Genomic DNA, 15,907 nt, shown 5'->3' on the forward strand with positions numbered 1-15,907 from the left:
CGGCATCAGCTCACCCCCGTGTTGGCCTGCGGCACCGTGAAGCTATAGTGCGCGACGGCACCGCCGAGCTCACGCGCGATACCGTGAGCGTCTGTCGCCTGCGTATGGATCGTGATCGGACCGTTGATGTTGGTCTCGGCGGTCGTCGTGCTGGTCGACGTGTTCGACGCGACGGGAGCGACATCACGCGCGCCGACAGTCTGGCCGGCGATCTTGGCGGCGTTGGCCTGTCCGATAGACGCATAGAGGTCAGACGCGGCACGTGCGCGAGCTCGCGCTTCGCCCTCGGTGTCCGCTGGCCGTTCGTAGTAGCGCGAGACGATCGCGCCTGCATCGAGCGCATTGGTCGAAGCGCGCAGCCGCCGGCCGGCGCCCTGCTCGTTTCCCTGTGTCAATTCGTAGTTAGCGAACTGCAGTTGCTGGTCGAGCGATGACTTACGAATGTCGATGCCGAAGAGTTTCTTGAACTCGGCCTGTCTGTCTTCGTGCCACTGGCCGATGCCGTACGCGTGCCCGTTGTCGCCGACAGCCTTCGGATCAAGCAGGCTTTCTTTCCACATGTTCGCAACGAGACCCGACGCCTGCTCTTTCGACCAGCCCATTTGCATGAACCGCGCGACGGCCGCCTGCGCTGCCGGATCTTTCCCGACACCGCCGCGGCGCTTGTCGCCGATCGGGTCGCCCTGCCACGTATCGCCAGCCTTCGGTCGATGCTTTGCAATCTCTGCATCTTCGCCCTCGTTCAGGCTCTCGCTGTGCAGCGCGAGACCGGCCACGCCGAGCAGCTTGGCGAGAATTGGCAGCGCTGCGGCGCCCGTCGCCGAGATGCCGCCAAGCGCACCGCCGAGCTTCAGGAACGCGCCAGCGAGCGAGAGGATGCCGGACGACATGGACAGCACCTTCAACGCGGCCAGCGCGATCAGCACGTTCTTCCAACCGCCGACCGAATCCACAGCCTTGTCCGCCCACTCGACGAAGCGCTGCGCAGCGGTCACGGCGTTATCCACCCACGCGCTGATATCTGCCTTGTGGTCCGCGACCCAGTCGGCCATCGCCTGGAGCTTTTGCAGCCACTTCTCGAACACCGGCATCAGCTCGAGCAGGATCGTCGTCCCGACGTATTGCAGACGGTCGCTGAAGTCGAGCCATTCATTCTTGAGCTTGAGCGCCTGTGCGGCCTGCTTCTCGGTGATGGCGGAGTTTTTTTCCTGCGCGGCCACCAGCGCGAGAATCGCCTGAGGGCCCTGCTTGATGAGATTGAACTCGCCGTCGCCGATGCCCATCTGTTGTGCGACGAGACGCGCGCGGCCCGGGTCGGTTTTGAACAGATTCGCGACAATGCGCGAGCGGGCGAGCAAGTACGAGTTGCCGTCTTTCAGGTCTTTGACCGAGCCGCCGAAGCGCAGGAACCATTGCTGCGAATCGCTCACCTGCCCGAGCTTGAACTTGGCGACCTCCTGCTGCGAGGCCTGCAATGCGGAGGTGATGCCCTCCGCGCTGCCGCCGGCGCGCTCAGCTGCGCGCTGCCACGCCGACAGATCCTGCGTGCTCATTTGCAGGTTCTTCGCCATGAAACCGAGGCTGGCCGCCGAGTTGATCGTGCTCTCGGTGAAATTCTTGATGCCCATGCCGGCGGTGAAGATCGCCACCAGCGCGAGCACTTCGTTGCGGACTTTCTGGAAGGAGTCAGCCGCGCGTTTGTTCGCCGCCTCGACCTCTTTGGCGGCGCTCTTCTCTTCGGCGGTGAGGGTCTTGGTAGCTTTGGTGGCGTCGGCCTTGCCACGCTTGAATGCAGCAAGGTCTAGCCCGAGAGTGACGACCAGCGCGTCGACGACAGTTGCCATGCTTCATTTCCTCGGTTTGTTCAATTCGCGCTCGTTGTGCGAATCGACAGCGATCACTTCGAGCAGGTTGTACAGGTCCTCGGCCCCGTACACGGTCTGTAGCTCATGCAGCGTCGCGAGGCGCCGGGAAACGACTGCCCCGATGGACCGGGGCAGATTCACATACTCGATCAGGCCGGGGACGTACTGGCCGCGTCCGGAGCCTGTTTCAATGGCGCGGCGACGCGAAAAAAATCCATGTGCAGATCGACCGTTGCCTTGCGCAGCATCAGCCGCGTGCCGACCTCTTCGATATCGTCATCGATCAGCGGCCGCACGAACTCGGGATTCGCTCGATCAGGAATGATCTGCACGCACTCCATCATCTGGTCAAAGAGCGGCTTGGCCATGTCGAACGGCACGCGGGCCAGCGACTTGATGCTGATCGCGGCGAGACCCGCGAGGCCCGATGAGAGCAGTTCGTCGGGAATCTCGACGCCGCAGTTCATCGCGGTGAAGAGCGCCCGCGCAGCCCATTCCTCGGACTGCGCTGACGACATTTCGGTGATCAGAAACGCCTTGCCCTTGTCGCGGCCGGCCGCCGTCACGGTATAGGTGAGTGTCTTTCGTGCCATGGTCAGAACGGTGCCGGGTCAACCTGATCCCACGTGATCTGGTACTCCATCGCCTGGAGCACCTTCTGCGCATTCGGGATTGCGCGGATGCGCGAGAGAACACCCGTCGTCAGCGTGTATTTCTTGCCAATCGACGGAATACGGATGGTGGCGTTCGCAGCATAGATCGTGCTGTTCGCCTTCATCGCCGCGAGCCACTGTTCGAACAGCGTCAGTTGCGGCGAGTCGGGCATGATCGTGATCGTTTGCGGCGTGTTGTACGGCGTGTAGCCGGCGTACATGTTGCCGTCCGCGCCCTTGCCGACTTCCGCCGGCTCAACGTCGTCGGTCGCGAACATCGCGTCCGCAGCGAACTTGGTGAGCTTCTGCGGAACGGGGAAGATTGTCGCGATCGACAACATGAAAACGGCGTTGCTTGAAGTGATATCCATGTTCTAGTCCCCTTACTGCACCAAGATGGAAGCCATTTGCAGCACTTGGACCGACTGCCCGTCCATGTACCAGTAGTTGATCGGCGGACTGCCGCGCGCGGCGCGTACCTGCGCGGTCGCGGCAAGCACCTGCAGATACCAGCCACGCGTCGAGAGCACGTTGTCGATCGCGAGGCCAGCGGCGGCGTTCACCTCGGCGGCTTCTGCCGCGGACAGTGCGACGCCCGCGCGCTGACCACCGAAGTTCTGGAACTGGTTGATCGGGTCGGTCAGGAACGCTTCGATGGTTGTGTCGCCGTCGGCGTTGTACGGGATCGAGTTGACCGACGTCAGTCCGGTCATCATCGCCAGTTGGAACTGGTTAGTCAGGAAGATCTGGTTGACGTACGAATCGATCCATTCGAACTGACCGCCGATCTGCCCGTTCGAGAGGAACAGGAAATCATCGTTGGCGGTCGAGAAGTCGCCATAGCAGCTGTAACCATTGGCGAGCAGGTTCGTGTACACCGTCCCGTCGGTGACGTCCGGAGTCAAACCGTCCTGCGATCGGAACGCGGCCGTCGCGCGGCCGTTGGTCGCCGAGAAGTCGAGCGATGCGACGTAGCCCATGAGGAACGCCGCCTTGTCGGCCGGGCTCCAGAGCGGCGCGACGCCCGACATGTTGTTCGCCTTCACCTGCGCACCGAAGGACGTCGGCGCGGCACCGACCGTCGGCGCGACATCCTGATCCCAGCCGGCGTACAGATAGCGATTGCCCTGCGACACCGTCCAGGCGGCGAACGCCATCTTCTGCGTGTTGCCCGTGCCGTTGTCCGGATCGAACACGGTCATGAACGAGCACCAGTTCGTCGTGAGCTTCACCAGCGCGGCCATGGCAGTCGCGGGCGTCGCTGCGATCGCGCCTTGCGACGTAACCGCGCCGGTGGCGGTCGTGAGACTCAGACCGGCTGCAAGCGTGCCGCTCGCTGGCGTGATAGTGGAACTCGCGCCGGTTGTCGCCGACGTGAAAACGTATGCGCTCGACTGGCTGTCGAATGCAACGGTCGGGCCGCTGGTGAAAGCCGCGGCGATGAGCGCCGCGGCGTTCGAGAAGCTGGTCGCGCTCGACAGGTTGATCGCCGACGAGGTCTTGACCACACCGTCAACCGTCAGCGTCAGAGTGCCGGTGAGTGCCTGCAACTGCGTGAGCGTCATCGACGCGAGCGAACCGCCGCGCAGATAGGCAGCGACCGGCGCCGTCGGATATTGGAAGAAACGAAGTGCGCCCGGCTTTTTCGTCGAGTTGTTGAAACCGTTGAAATAAACCGGAGCGAGCGCCGCTTCCGCAGAAGCCGGACCAAAATAATCAGAAACCGCTTGCGCCGTCGGAAATGAAGGCGCAGAACCAATCGGCGCGCGCGGGTTATTCGTCAACATAATGCCAATGAGATCAAGCGCTGAACCGCCAGCGCTAATAACGCTCGGGATCACGTTGGCAATCAGGGATGCTGGGATCGACATTTATCTGTGCTCCAGATAGGCGCAGCGCTACGCAGGGTAAGTGGCGTCCACGCTTATGATATTGACGCTGAGAGCGTCGGCAAAATCCTGCGGCACTGCTGTGACAGGATTGTACTGAATTACAGCGGTGATTATCCAACGCTGCTCATACTGATTTTCTCCGTTATTAAACGGCATTTGCCGCGCGTCATCGCAATATAGCGGCTGAATATCAAGGCCTGACGCCTTAAATGAATCGACCGCATATTCACTTCGGTAAAGCGTTTCGATCATCGCGGCGTTATCAGCCGAGTTCGGGCCGTGAATATCGATCTGGATGGTTGACTTCGTCGCGCGCTCGAAATTGCGCGTGCCCGGGTTGGTGCCCGAGTCCGTGTAGGTGTCGCCGTTGGTCGAAAGGCGCGACTGACCGAGCGGCGTCATGACGAGGAAGTCATCGCCCACCGGTTCAGGCACGCGATTGTCCTGGCCGTTGACCACCTCAACGCCGGCGGCGACGATCGACAGCAGGAAAGTGCGCAGCGTGGCGAGCACATTGTCTTCGGTGATGCTGACGGTGGTCGGCATGGTCAGGCCTTCTGGAGTTGGATCGCGAGCGAGCACCAGTCCGGCCACGTCTCGAGCACCTGCACGACCAGCCACGTCGTGTTTTGCAGCGATACCGGAACGTCGGGCGTGCCGCCGAACGCGATCAGGTCGCCGCCTTGCGAGTCGGGCCGGTAGACGCTGCGCCAGTCGCCGGTCAGGCGTGCACTGCGCAGCACGCCGGTGATGTTCAGGCTGTCGAGGTGCTGGAGCTGCGGCGCGGACAGCGCCTGCACCTGAACCTGTGCGGTGACGGGCGCGGCATACGTCGGCGTGCGCTTGCCGCTCGGCGCGGTGTCGTAGCCGGTGCTGCGCGACAGCTGCGCCGCGGTATTCGGGTTGATAGCGCTGGTGACGCTGTTTGCGATGCCTCTAAGATTCATCAGGCGGTCCGTCCACGATGTCGTATGCGATGGCGTGTTGCATCGGCGCCTGCGCTGAGCCGCGCAGCGGGCCGTCGAAGCCCTTCTTGCGGATCGTCGAGGGCGCGTTTGCGGGAATGGTGAAAGTGCCGATGGTCTGCTGGATGTCGGCGACCGCCGCCTCGCCGGCGAGCCGAAGCGCCTGGTCGAAGTTGCCGCCGTTGCGTTGCAGCGTCACGCCGACGATCTTGGCCCAGCGCGCGGCCTTCGCATCTGCGGTGCTGCGCATGAATGAGCGGGCCGGCGTGATGATCACCTTGCCGTCGACGACGCGGACCGTGCCGTACTCATTCCAGAAACCGACCAGCGCCGACGGCAGGCCGTCCGGTTCAGTCGCACCTTCGAGAATGCCGGCGCGCATCGTCAACGTGGCGTTGTCGAGGTACCGAGCGAGGGCTGCGTCGAGCTTTGCGCCGCCCGTGACCTTAACGGCACACATGCGGCGTGGGCGCCGGGAAGTACCGGAAGGACCGATACGGCAGAGCCATCTGCCAGAACATGAAGCCGTATTCCGACTGAGTCCAGAAGGCTGCGTTCTTCGCCTGGACTGCGACGAGCGAGACGTTCACCGAGCCTTCGCCGGCCGATGCGATCTGACCGACGAGTGCCGCGTTATCGCCATTCGAACCGGCAGCGCGGCCGAGCAGGAAAGCAATGTGCGCGGTGATGAGGTTGAGCATCGTCGCGCGCGTGGTGAGGTCTTGAACGATCGAACACGGCGAGTTGTTGAGGTACAACGTCGCCATGTTGAAATAGGACGTGAGCGTATCCGCCGACACCGCCGTAAACGCCGGAAACTGCACGATGAACGCTGCAGGATCGAAAGTGACGACGCCGGCGGGATCGCTCATTACTGACCTTCGACTTCTTTCAGAGTGGCGTTATCCGTGGTTCCGTCTTTCGACTTGTCCTCCGGATGGGCCTGCGGATCGTAGGGTTCGAGGCCGGTCTTTTCGGTCTCGTTGTTTCGCGCCTGAGATGCACCGGACTTGTCATCCTTCGCCGCGAAAATCAGCTCGTTCACGTGCGCCTTCGATTTGCCGTGATCCTTAACGATCTGTTCCCAGTCTTCCGCGTCGACCATCGTGACACCGAAGCCGAACACGGCGTCGCGACCCTGCAGACCGCTGACCTGAAGCGGCGAGCGCTCGTCACCGTACATGCCGACAAGGCGCACCCGGCGGCCGTCAGGCAGCTGGTACTGGATGCCGTTCGGGAGTTTGCAATAGACCTTGACGGGCTTGCTGATTTTCTTTTCTTGCGTATCGTCCGGCATTTAGATCCCCAGCATTTGAGAAACGAAGATGGGCCGATAGATGATCGCGCCAAAGTTGTGGCCCGACTTCTTTTCGGAGTAGTACGACGAGTGGCGCACCACACCGTGAGCACGCATGCGCTCGGCGTAACCCAGCTCGCCCGTCGGTTGACCTTCGACTTCTTCGACAATCATTTGCATCAGATTGCCGCCGCCCGTCGCGAATTCCGGGATCGTGACGATGGTCATGTTCTCGTAGGCCAACTTCAGCCGGTCTTTAAGAACCTGACCGAAGCTGTTTTGCTTCGTGAGGTTGCCCGACACGACTGTCGGGATGCCCACGGTGACTTTGGCGTCCGTGTCGACGAGGCCGTTGCCCTGCAAGATTGCCTGATCCCACAATGCGACGAAGTCGGCATAGATTTCATCTGCCGTCTTCAGCGCCCACGTGTTGCCGCCGGCGCCAACGGTCGGCGCGATCGGGGCAATCAAAGACGGGTCGTTGGTCAGGCCGTAGTTCTGCAGGCCAGCCACACCGAACAAGTTGATCGCGTTTTCCTTCTTGCGAAGGATCAGCGCCGAGGCGATCTGCTGACGCGACGCATAGTCAAGGCGCGCTTTCGCGGCCTTCGCCATCTGTTTGTCGCCCCACTGCGTATTCGTCTGGAACCCGTAGTTTTGGCGCTGCGGGAAGTTGGCGTTGTGGCCGGACATGCCGTTTTCGCTATAGTCGCCGTACGTCGCCGTCTCGCCGGTCGACTCGACCGTCATGAACGTCGCTGTGTCGGTCGCCCAGTCGCCCTTCTGCACGGCGCTGTAGAGCATCTCCGACTTCATCGGCGAGACCAGAATCTCGATCACGCGCGGGTCGAAGTAGTTCGTCAGCATGGCCGGGATGCCGTTGTTGGGCGCCGTAACCATCGGGCCCGCAGCATCCATCGCGGCGACAAGTTTCGTTTTCGCCGGCTCGTCAAGCAGCTCGGCACCATAAGCCAGGTGAATCCCGTACTGGGAAAGTTGATCGAGCTTCATGCGAGTTCGCTCCAGGTGGAAATCTTGATGACGGCGTTCGCTGCGCCGCCGCGGGTGACAACGAACTTCGTCTCGATCGCGCCGGCGATCGTCGCACCGGCGGCGCCGAACTGCAGCGTGCCGTCTGCGAGCGTGGCGAAAACCTTCTGGCCGAGCGTCGAAACGTTGGCCGACGAAGCAAACCACTCGCCCTGCTCAGCCACCTGCACCGGGAAACCAGCAGGCACCGCCATGCTGAATTCCTGCAGGTAGTTCGGGATGATCCCGGTCTGGTCACGCACGGCGAGGCCGAGCGGCTTACCGGAGCCGGTGTTCTGCACCTGGTTGTCGGTGTCCGTGCCCGGCCACACGAAACGCGCGACGGTCACTGCCGTCTGCGCGAGGCGCGAGATGACCGAAATCGGGTTCATCGACGCGCGGCTACCCGCGACGCCGACTTCGGGTTGCTGCTGAACGGAAGTCTGGAAAGACATGGTGGACCGTCCTTACGCGTGTTTGATGTTGGCGAGCGCCGGGAAGGCGGTCAGCAGTTCGCCGGCCGATTTCTCGTCATTCGCGGAATGGATCACCGGCGCCGCCTTGTTGGCGAGTAGCACGTCGACGATGCCGCTATAGGCTTCCGGCTTGTGGTCTTCGGGCTTCATGCCGCCGACCTTCAGCGTGTGCGAGAAGATCGCCTCGGCCGAGTCGAACGCCATCGCGTCGATGTTGCCGACCAGCGGACGGACCTTCTCGGCGGCCTTGAACCGGCCTTCGATGGAGGTGCGCACGCCGTCGGTTGCGTCCTTGATCTTCGCGTCCATCGCGGCGGCGTTCTTCGCGGCTTCCGCTTTGTTCGCGGCCTCGGCGGTCTTCGCCACTTCGTCGTCGGCCGCTGCCGTCGAACCGCCTTCGAACTTCGCGAGCAGTTTCTTCAGCAGTTCGGCGATTTCGGGATCGCCAGTGGGAGCGTCCTGCGCCGGATCTGCGGCAGGCGTTTCGCCGAGCGCCTGGACTTCTTCGAGCGCTTCCTCGAGGGCGTTTTCGACGGCTTCGGTATCGAGCGATGCTTCATCCATCGCCACCAGCTTCGCGACGTGCGCCTTCAGCGCCGTCTTCTGCTTGGGATTGAGTTTCACGGATTTTCCTTTAACAGGATGGTGGAGTTTGGAATCAGCGACCAGAACATCTGGACCGGCGCGACCCTCAACGACTAAAGCGACGTGATTGAATTCAATCTGCGTCATTTTAATATCGTATGGCGAGCCATTATAGGAGCCGTTTTCGATAATCGGAATATACCGGTACGAACTCGATAACTCGCGCTGCGTCTTATCGTCGATTTTCTGGATATATTCAGCATCCCAGAAGCCGAGCCCGTTATTCAGATATTCCCCGTCGAACGTCGCGGTGCTTCCCGTTCCCCCGATAATCACTTCCTTCTGCGGGTTTTCAGCAGTCACATGGGTATGGATCGCGAGAATCGGGATGTTGTTGGACGTGTGAGCGCCCTTCTCAAGCTCTTCCGGCGGCCGGAACACCTGATAGACCTTGTCCGGATCGAGGCCGAGTTCATCGTATTTCGGGATTTCCCGACCCCAGTATGGATTAACCCCGGCTTTTGATATGCGGCTGGTTTCCAGAAACAGCCGGCCGTCGGTGTCGGTGCGGCGAACGCTCGATTTATCGAACGCCAGCAAAACCTCGGATTTATTCGTCTTCATCGTCCATGCCCGGGATAATAGGTGCCCCGACGCAGCCGCAGTTAATCAGTTCGCCGGGGAATATATATTCGCCGTCGATTTTAAGACCTTTCGTTAAATCGAAAACCTTCCCGTTTGCTTCAACGTGAGAATGTCGCGGGTTTTTACCGCCGCCGACGTGAAGCCAGCGCGCCTTGGTGACGCCAAGCGCCAATTGACGGGCGCGGGCCATCTGCGCTGTGGCCTTATTGTTCTGGTCGCCCGCGATCAGTTTGGCGCGGCGCCGCGTGACGCCGAAGCGCTCCTGAAGCTGGTCGGTCAGGTATGCGAGGTCGCGGCCCGTGGTCACGCTGCGCATCACCAGCCCTTCCACCTCGGTCGCATATTCCGACTGGATGGATCGGATCAGCGAGACGTTTTCCTGCACCGAGGCCTGCATCACCGTGTTGGTGACCAGGGTGTCTTTCATCGACACGCTCATGCCGGTGAGCGCGACGGCGGCCTGCTTGGTCGCGTTGGTGGCGTGCCTGTCGACCTTGGAAATGAACCAGCGCGCGAGGTCCGGCGCACGGTCGGCGAACATCTTGCGCCACTGGTTCGCGCGGCGCCGCAGTTGCGCGGCGAGATCGGCGGCCGGCGACGAATCCTGAACAATCTCACCTTCGCGTTGCCCGTATGTCGCTCGCAGCCAGTACAGCGTCGAGCGGTGCATCTCGTCGATCAGGGATTCGAGCGCGCGCTGGTAGGCGATGCGGTTGGCGGCGCTGGGGCGCGCCGGCCGCATTTCACCACGCGCTTTGGGAGCGCGGGCGGGCATCAGGAAATCGCCCAAGGGTTTGATTTTCTTGCGCAATCATGTACGATTGGCGTCATCCCGCCATCGTTTTGCACGTTGGGAGAGACGGTTCGGGCAACCGATGATGCATCTCTCGTGGCGGGATACTTCCGAATGCTGGTGAACGCCAGCGTCTTCTTCCCGGTTCGCACTTCCTCGATCACCAGCACCGTGCCGTCGTCCATCTTCCGGACGCTCGCGATCGCGTCGCGGCCGATCTTCGTCTTACCTGCATAAACCACCGAATCCGGGTCGCTTACCACGTCGCCAATGGCGGCGATGTCAGCGTCGGTAATCGCGAGTTGACCGCGATTCTCTTCGGCCTTGGCGCTCCCGTGCCGCTTCATTGCGTGGCGCACGGCGTACATATCCACGGTGTGTTTGAAACCGGCGATGTCGACGTCAGCTTTCTCCTTGGCCACGCGCGCTGCCTCATCCGAAACGGTGCCGAGCTCAACCGTGCGGTTTTCATTGCCGCCGTTGCGCGCCATTTCGGCCAGGCCGACTAGCTCGTCGCCTTTTCCGCCGCTCGCGGCGCTCGTGCTGCCCGAACCGCCGCCGCTGCCGAATTTTCCGTCTTTGTCGCGCGGCTGGTCGTTTTCATTGAAATCGCTGTCGGCCGCCGTGCCCGCGTTGCCAGCGCCGTCCGTGTCGTTCGGATTGTTCGGCGGCTCGGGGAGATCGTCGACGTCGATCGAATCGTATCCACTGTCCGGATCAGCAGCGAGACGCGTGCGCTCTTCCTCGTTCGACAGAACGCCGCGGTCAAAGTAGATGCCAAACGTGTCGGCGTTGGTCTTGCGGATGTTCGATTTCTCAACTTCGCTCAGCTCATGCAGCGGCACGAAGCGATGCGTCAGATCCTCGTCGATCTTGCCGTTCTCAGACAGCTGAATGACCTTGACGGCCTTGTCGAGGTTGTCGCCGAATACTTTCGACTGCTGGCTCGCGACATGGTCGTACCAGTTCGCCTCGTCATATTCGCCGGTCGAATTGAACCCCTTCGGCGAAATGCCCAGCAGCTTGACGGCCGGCGTGCGGCAGATCGCGGCGAGCAGTTCGAGTTGCTGCGACACAATATCGCCGAGACCGGATAGCGGCGTGTTCACCTGGACGAATTCCTCACCCTCCATGTCGAGGGTCATCAGGCCGTCGTTGGTGCCCATCATGCTCCAGAGCGCGGCGCGCGCCTTGAGCGATGTCGCATCGTCGTAGCCACCACCGTTGAGCATCTGGCTCATGTCGGTCTTCAGGATCGAAGTGCTGAACCGTTTTACAAGCTTCGCGACGGCAATGCGCACGGTATCGAACCGGTCGACGTAGTCGAGCGCCATCTGCGCCATCGGGATGCCGAAGAAGTTATACGACGGCTTGAGCAGGATCGGCGGCTCATTCGCCACAAAGCGCAGCAGCCGCGACGCGTGAACCGTGCGACCTTGGACGAGCCATGCATCCGGCTTGTAATACCCCTCGGCGAGCGGGTTGTCCGCGTTGTACGGCGCGGGGTAACAGTTGATCGGCTCGATCAGCCGGAACCCTTTGAACTTGCCCTTGGGGATCTTGCCCGAGTCGAGCGTAAGGGGCGTTTTCAGTTCGGCGGCGCCCGCGTCGCTCTTTGCGTTGTCGCCCATGTCGATGAACAGCATCGAGCCGCCCATATAGCCCATGGTCGACGCGGCGGAGTTGAAGCGCGCCTTCAGGTGATATTTCTGCGTCGCAAGATCGAGCGCCTGGACGCGCTTCGCATCCGACTCGGTCGACCCTTGACCGCCGAACTCGATCCACTTGCGGGTCATTTCATCTGCGAGCGTCTCGACGATGGCACGGATCAGCGGATGCTGGGCGAGCAGCGACAGCGCGGCGTAACCAATGAAGTCGACGCCAGACAACTGGTTGAAACCGCCGCACATGCCGAGCGTGGCCGCCATGTTGTCGCACATGGAGTCCATCGCCAATTCTTGCGGCTTGTGGCCGGCGGGCAGCGTGCCGGGCGCAACCTGCGCGTGTTTGAACTTGGCCTGCCAGTCCACCGCGGCACCCTGGGCTTTCTGCATCGACTGCAGTTGCTCGAGCAGAGCCGGACTGATATTCAGGCCGCGGCGCGGACCTTCGACGACCGGCCAGCTCGGCTCGGCGCGTGGCGCGTTGTCCTGCGCTACAACGCGAGTGCTGGCGGGTGCCGACGGAAGGAGCGGCACGCCGCTGACGAGGTTTCGTAGCTTATTGAGCATGGCGCGCCGCGGTGGAGTTACGAGAGGTCTTCGGCTTTGTAGTCGCCGGTCGTCTGGGCAGTCGTGGACGCCTTCGAGTGCAGATGCAGCAGCGTGCCGATCGCAACGAGGTCCGCGCGCAGCTCGTCGATCGCTTCGTTCTCGAACTGGTGCAGGCGAGCCAGCAGACCGGCGAAACGGTCCTTGGCCTCGGCGTGCGAGCCGGTTGCGATCTCGACCTTGCCGGTGTTTTCGTTCAGCGGCGCGTTACCGCTCGAGGCAGCAGCCGATGCCGTCGCGCCAGTAGATGCATCGGCACCGGCCGCGGCGTTTCCCGCATCACCAGTCGTCTGCGTCGCATCGGTAGCCTGCGACGTGCTCGAGGTATCGCTCGAAGCGGTCGCCGCACTCGCGTTTCCCGCGTCACCTGCGGCCGTGCCGTCGGTGTCGGAGCCGGTGGTTGCAGTCGTCGCAGATTGCGTCGTGCCGCTTTCTTGGCTGGCGGCCGCAGCAGAGGCACCGGCGTTTGGGTCTTCACCCGGCGCGGCCGAAGCGGTTTCATCGGCCATATAAAACGGCAACGCGGCGGCCATAGCAGCCATCAAAAGGGATTTGCGGAGGGTGCGCATTTGATTAACTCCGATAATGGGTTAAAACCCAGTGAATACCGGTCAGGCGGCCTGCATCCTTTGCAGCGCTTCGGCGGAAATGATAATACCCTGACCGCGCCCCCGAATATATCCATCAAGGGAGTATCTGATTCCGTCAATATGGTGATTATTCTTGTCAACGATTATCGGCAATATATCCCCAGTCTGTTTATCGACCTTGTAGGAATAAAGCCCGAACTCCGCAATGGTGTGAACGCAGCGCGGGTGAATCACGATTTCGTCGAAGCCGCGCAGCACTTCGATGCCGTCCTCGACCGAGCCGCCCCATTTCTTCGCCGCGTCGATGTTGAAGCCCTGTCGCGCCACCTGGCTGATCGTCTCGGGCCGCGCGCCGTCCGCTTTGATCTTCCATTTCCTCGCACCGGGCACCCCCGGATATTTCAGCGTATCTTCGGGCGTCCACTCTTTCAGCTGCGCTGGCTTCGCCCCTTCCTTGCCGGCGAACAGCTTCCAGATGTCTGTCGATTCGGTGCGCAGGCCGTGCGCCTCGTAGTCGATGAACAGCGTGTTGCCGCGCACCCAGCAACGGTTGAGCGTCGTCGGATCGACGGCGAAGCCCCAGTCCGCGCCGAAGAAGAAACGCACGCCCGGCGGCGTCTCGAAGGCCTCCACGCGGTATTTGCCTGCGAAGATCACCTCATCGGAGCGCTTGTTGAATTGGCCGAGCCAGATCCAGTTGTAGCGGTCCTTGTCGGTGCGCTCCATCTTGGCGCGCTCGAGCTCCAGTTCGGCGGTGAACCACGGGTTGTCCGTGTAGTTGGCACGGATGATCAGAACTTCGTCGTCCTCGTAGCAGCCGTCGGCGTCGAGCAGCGCCTCGTACGGTCCGATCAGGTCCGTCCACGTCGGGTCCGTTTCCTTGTCCGGATTGAACGTGACCCAGATCTCGGAGCCGTGCTCACGGATTGTCGGCATGAGAATCTGCCACGACTCGCGCGACACGGTCGCAGCCTCGTCTACCCATGCCTTCGTGGCCTTGGTGAAGCCTTTGATACCGGTCTGGTTGCGGTAGAGGCCGCGGAACGAGAAACTGCTGCGCGTGGCCGGTACGCGGATCGTTTTCTTGCCGGTAACGAACGAGCCAGATAGGTCGCGCCGCTCGATTTCCTCGACGAGTTCCTGATAGCTCGACTCTTCGATGGACGCCTGAATCTCGCGCAGGCAGAGAACCCGCTCCCGCCGCGCCGACGCCTGGGCGGTCTGGATGGACACCACCGTCCGTGTCTTGGCCGAGCCACGGCCACCGTAAACGATCTTCAGACGCTTCGGGTAGATCAGCCGCTCGAGCTTGGCCGGGATCAGGACCGTCGGTGCGGCGTCGGTTTCGTTGCCGTCGACGTCAACGCGCTTGATGACCTCGCGCTGCATGTTGCAGATGCCGAACACGGCCGGTTCGGCTTTGGTTGCGATGCCCTTGAAGTACCGCTCGACCCGGGCGATCGCGGCGTGCGAGATGCGCCGCCGGCTCATTTGTCCTGCGCAAGCTGGGCCTCGATCGCGGCGAGCCGGTCGGCGAGTTCACTGATTTCGAGCACGTCGAGCTTCGCGCGGATCATGTTGACCAGCATCTGGCCGACGTCGGCGGGCACCTTGCCGGTGGACACGGCCTTCATGATGGCATCGACCTGCTGCACGGGCGTGCCGTCTTCGGGGAAGTCGAAGCGCACGTCGGGCGCCACCGGCTTGGACACCGGCGCGACGCGCATCAACAGTTCTTTCATCATCACGACGTCGTTATTCGTGATGGCACGCTTCGAAACCTCCCGGTAAAACAATTCCTCGCTCAGTTGGGTTTCTTTTTTAATCGCGTCGAGGATTTTTGTGCGCGTGTCTTTACCCCGACGCTTCGTCGGCTGACGCTCTTTTGAGAATTGGGTGGCCTGATTCGTCATTTTCCGTACTCAACACCGTTAATTCGGTCTTACGAAACGATTATCCAAGAAAAGGGGCGTCAATAATCAACGCCCGATTTTCCGGGCGATTATCAGTACGGTGCGGCGGCGAATTCCGCGACCTCGGCGGCAACGTGGTCGAGCACGGCGGTCGCGGCCTGCGGTTCGAGCACGGTCAGCTGCTGCTGCAGGTACAGCATGGTGTGGAAGCCGGCGAAGAACGTGCGGCGGTACTCTCGGCGCTGTTCCGCCGTGGCCTCGGCCGGCACGCTGCGGCGTTCGAAGATTTCCCACGACGACTGGATCGCGGTGCGGGTGGTGGACGGTGTCTTCATGGTCTGCCTCATGTTGCGGGTGGAAAAGTGGAAACTGCGAATCAATGCTTGCGGCTGTTCCACTCCCAAATCCACACATTCCCTTGCACTTCGGCATCCTTCGGCAGGACCAGGCAGGTAACGGACTTGGGAGTGATCTTGAGAATCTGATAGCGGCGCCCGGTGCACGTGCGCATCTCGTCACCAGCTTCGGGACGAGGTGCGGACGGATCCTGCTGCGTCTTGCTCAGCCGGAACTTCACGTGATCCCATGGCGCTTTCATGATCAGCGTTTGCCCTCGCCGAGCAGTTGGCCGGTGATCCACAGGCACGCTGCAAGCGCGAGCACGATGAGTTCGGGTTGGATGGTCATGGTTTGGCCTCCACGGTTAAAGCAACGGGCGGCATCGTGTTGCCTACCACCCAGAGCATGACGAGCGCACCATTGGCGATCGCTTTCAGTTCGTCGGCAGTCGGGTGCCAGAACGAAACGACCTGACGGATGCCGTCGATCTCGACGTGGGTGACGGGCAGCGCGTTGCATGGCGCTTCGGCCTGATCCCAGCCTTTCGGCGCGCCGAGCACGGCGTTGTTCGAGGGATGCTGATGGCGGTCCACGG

The 15,907-nt window shown here is 61.8% G+C and carries 21 protein-coding genes; all 21 read right to left on the bottom strand.

The annotated features are described in order from the left end of the window. Nucleotides 1-5: 5 nt before the first annotated feature. Complete coding sequence (locus P0D80_RS08630) at nt 6-1,844, bottom strand: phage tail tip lysozyme (protein WP_408282818.1); 1,839 nt, start codon at nt 1,842-1,844, stop codon at nt 6-8. Nucleotides 1,845-1,847: 3 nt separating this feature from the next. Further along, nucleotides 1,848-2,006: a transcription elongation factor GreA gene (locus P0D80_RS08635; RefSeq protein WP_408282821.1), complete on the bottom strand. Its 159-nt coding sequence runs from the start codon at nt 2,004-2,006 to the stop codon at nt 1,848-1,850. An 8-nt stretch (nt 2,007-2,014) separates the two neighbouring features. Continuing rightward, nucleotides 2,015-2,458 (bottom strand): hypothetical protein, encoded by a 444-nt coding sequence (locus P0D80_RS08640; protein WP_408282824.1) that lies wholly within the window; start codon nt 2,456-2,458, stop codon nt 2,015-2,017. A gap of 2 nt (nt 2,459-2,460) precedes the next feature. Further along, on the bottom strand, nt 2,461-2,889 hold the full coding sequence (locus tag P0D80_RS08645; protein ID WP_408282826.1) for a phage tail fiber protein: 429 nt from the start codon (nt 2,887-2,889) through the stop codon (nt 2,461-2,463). A gap of 12 nt (nt 2,890-2,901) precedes the next feature. Then, on the bottom strand, nt 2,902-4,389 hold the full coding sequence (locus P0D80_RS08650) for a DUF3383 domain-containing protein (protein WP_408282829.1): 1,488 nt from the start codon (nt 4,387-4,389) through the stop codon (nt 2,902-2,904). 27 nt (nt 4,390-4,416) lie between these two features. Then, a complete protein-coding gene (locus P0D80_RS08655; RefSeq protein WP_408282832.1) occupies nt 4,417-4,956 on the bottom strand; it encodes a phage neck terminator protein in 540 nt (179 codons plus the stop codon). 2 nt (nt 4,957-4,958) lie between these two features. Then, on the bottom strand, nt 4,959-5,357 hold the full coding sequence (locus P0D80_RS08660) for a hypothetical protein (RefSeq protein ID WP_408282834.1): 399 nt from the start codon (nt 5,355-5,357) through the stop codon (nt 4,959-4,961). Beyond that, a complete protein-coding gene (locus P0D80_RS08665; RefSeq protein WP_408282837.1) occupies nt 5,347-5,835 on the bottom strand; it encodes a hypothetical protein in 489 nt (162 codons plus the stop codon). The genes P0D80_RS08660 and P0D80_RS08665 overlap by 11 nt, the downstream gene beginning before the upstream one ends. Then, the gene (locus P0D80_RS08670) at nt 5,822-6,247 is read right to left on the bottom strand and encodes a DUF4054 domain-containing protein (RefSeq protein WP_408282840.1); all 426 of its coding nucleotides are present in this window, start codon (nt 6,245-6,247) and stop codon (nt 5,822-5,824) included. The genes P0D80_RS08665 and P0D80_RS08670 overlap by 14 nt, the downstream gene beginning before the upstream one ends. Continuing rightward, nucleotides 6,247-6,672 (bottom strand): hypothetical protein, encoded by a 426-nt coding sequence (locus tag P0D80_RS08675; RefSeq protein WP_408282843.1) that lies wholly within the window; start codon nt 6,670-6,672, stop codon nt 6,247-6,249. Before P0D80_RS08675 ends, P0D80_RS08670 begins: the two co-directional genes overlap by 1 nt. After that, entirely contained in the window at nt 6,673-7,683 is a 1,011-nt protein-coding gene (locus P0D80_RS08680; RefSeq protein ID WP_408282846.1) for a major capsid family protein, read from the bottom strand. Further along, nucleotides 7,680-8,156 (bottom strand): structural cement protein Gp24, encoded by a 477-nt coding sequence (locus P0D80_RS08685; protein WP_408282849.1) that lies wholly within the window; start codon nt 8,154-8,156, stop codon nt 7,680-7,682. The genes P0D80_RS08680 and P0D80_RS08685 overlap by 4 nt, the downstream gene beginning before the upstream one ends. Before the next feature lie 12 nt (nt 8,157-8,168). After that, nucleotides 8,169-9,386: a DUF2213 domain-containing protein gene (locus P0D80_RS08690; protein WP_408282851.1), complete on the bottom strand. Its 1,218-nt coding sequence runs from the start codon at nt 9,384-9,386 to the stop codon at nt 8,169-8,171. Then, on the bottom strand, nt 9,373-10,197 hold the full coding sequence (locus tag P0D80_RS08695) for a phage head morphogenesis protein (RefSeq protein WP_408282854.1): 825 nt from the start codon (nt 10,195-10,197) through the stop codon (nt 9,373-9,375). Before P0D80_RS08695 ends, P0D80_RS08690 begins: the two co-directional genes overlap by 14 nt. Further along, nucleotides 10,182-12,431, bottom strand: coding sequence for an anti-CBASS protein Acb1 family protein (locus P0D80_RS08700; RefSeq protein WP_408282857.1), 2,250 nt, complete (start codon nt 12,429-12,431; stop codon nt 10,182-10,184). Before P0D80_RS08700 ends, P0D80_RS08695 begins: the two co-directional genes overlap by 16 nt. 17 nt (nt 12,432-12,448) lie before the next feature. Then, nucleotides 12,449-13,039, bottom strand: a complete 591-nt coding sequence (locus P0D80_RS08705; RefSeq protein ID WP_408282859.1) for a hypothetical protein — start codon at nt 13,037-13,039, stop codon at nt 12,449-12,451. 42 nt (nt 13,040-13,081) lie between these two features. Then, a complete protein-coding gene (locus tag P0D80_RS08710; protein WP_408282862.1) occupies nt 13,082-14,467 on the bottom strand; it encodes a PBSX family phage terminase large subunit in 1,386 nt (461 codons plus the stop codon). 80 nt (nt 14,468-14,547) lie between these two features. Next, nucleotides 14,548-14,973 carry a hypothetical protein gene (locus P0D80_RS08715; RefSeq protein WP_408282864.1) on the bottom strand — a complete coding sequence of 142 codons (426 nt, stop codon included), beginning with the start codon at nt 14,971-14,973 and terminating at the stop codon, nt 14,548-14,550. 92 nt (nt 14,974-15,065) lie between these two features. After that, nucleotides 15,066-15,371: a hypothetical protein gene (locus tag P0D80_RS08720; protein WP_408282867.1), complete on the bottom strand. Its 306-nt coding sequence runs from the start codon at nt 15,369-15,371 to the stop codon at nt 15,066-15,068. After that, nucleotides 15,350-15,571, bottom strand: a complete 222-nt coding sequence (locus P0D80_RS08725) for a hypothetical protein (protein WP_408282870.1) — start codon at nt 15,569-15,571, stop codon at nt 15,350-15,352. The genes P0D80_RS08720 and P0D80_RS08725 overlap by 22 nt, the downstream gene beginning before the upstream one ends. Nucleotides 15,572-15,656: 85 nt before the next feature. Continuing rightward, nucleotides 15,657-15,905, bottom strand: coding sequence for a hypothetical protein (locus tag P0D80_RS08730; protein ID WP_408282872.1), 249 nt, complete (start codon nt 15,903-15,905; stop codon nt 15,657-15,659). Nucleotides 15,906-15,907 lie beyond the last annotated feature (2 nt).

The organism is Paraburkholderia sp. RL17-373-BIF-A, assembly GCF_046030175.1.
Lineage (GTDB): Bacteria > Pseudomonadota > Gammaproteobacteria > Burkholderiales > Burkholderiaceae > Paraburkholderia.

Coding starts and splice junctions, on each gene's coding strand:
- P0D80_RS08630 (WP_408282818.1), bottom strand. CDS start 1,844: ATGGCAACTGTCGTCGACGCGCTGGTCGTCACTCTCGGGCTAGACCTT.
- P0D80_RS08640 (WP_408282824.1), bottom strand. CDS start 2,458: ATGGCACGAAAGACACTCACCTATACCGTGACGGCGGCCGGCCGCGAC.
- P0D80_RS08645 (WP_408282826.1), bottom strand. CDS start 2,889: ATGGATATCACTTCAAGCAACGCCGTTTTCATGTTGTCGATCGCGACA.
- P0D80_RS08650 (WP_408282829.1), bottom strand. CDS start 4,389: ATGTCGATCCCAGCATCCCTGATTGCCAACGTGATCCCGAGCGTTATT.
- P0D80_RS08655 (WP_408282832.1), bottom strand. CDS start 4,956: ATGCCGACCACCGTCAGCATCACCGAAGACAATGTGCTCGCCACGCTG.
- P0D80_RS08660 (WP_408282834.1), bottom strand. CDS start 5,357: ATGAATCTTAGAGGCATCGCAAACAGCGTCACCAGCGCTATCAACCCG.
- P0D80_RS08665 (WP_408282837.1), bottom strand. CDS start 5,835: ATGTGTGCCGTTAAGGTCACGGGCGGCGCAAAGCTCGACGCAGCCCTC.
- P0D80_RS08670 (WP_408282840.1), bottom strand. CDS start 6,247: ATGAGCGATCCCGCCGGCGTCGTCACTTTCGATCCTGCAGCGTTCATC.
- P0D80_RS08675 (WP_408282843.1), bottom strand. CDS start 6,672: ATGCCGGACGATACGCAAGAAAAGAAAATCAGCAAGCCCGTCAAGGTC.
- P0D80_RS08680 (WP_408282846.1), bottom strand. CDS start 7,683: ATGAAGCTCGATCAACTTTCCCAGTACGGGATTCACCTGGCTTATGGT.
- P0D80_RS08685 (WP_408282849.1), bottom strand. CDS start 8,156: ATGTCTTTCCAGACTTCCGTTCAGCAGCAACCCGAAGTCGGCGTCGCG.
- P0D80_RS08690 (WP_408282851.1), bottom strand. CDS start 9,386: ATGAAGACGAATAAATCCGAGGTTTTGCTGGCGTTCGATAAATCGAGC.
- P0D80_RS08700 (WP_408282857.1), bottom strand. CDS start 12,431: ATGCTCAATAAGCTACGAAACCTCGTCAGCGGCGTGCCGCTCCTTCCG.
- P0D80_RS08705 (WP_408282859.1), bottom strand. CDS start 13,039: ATGCGCACCCTCCGCAAATCCCTTTTGATGGCTGCTATGGCCGCCGCG.
- P0D80_RS08715 (WP_408282864.1), bottom strand. CDS start 14,973: ATGACGAATCAGGCCACCCAATTCTCAAAAGAGCGTCAGCCGACGAAG.
- P0D80_RS08725 (WP_408282870.1), bottom strand. CDS start 15,571: ATGAAAGCGCCATGGGATCACGTGAAGTTCCGGCTGAGCAAGACGCAG.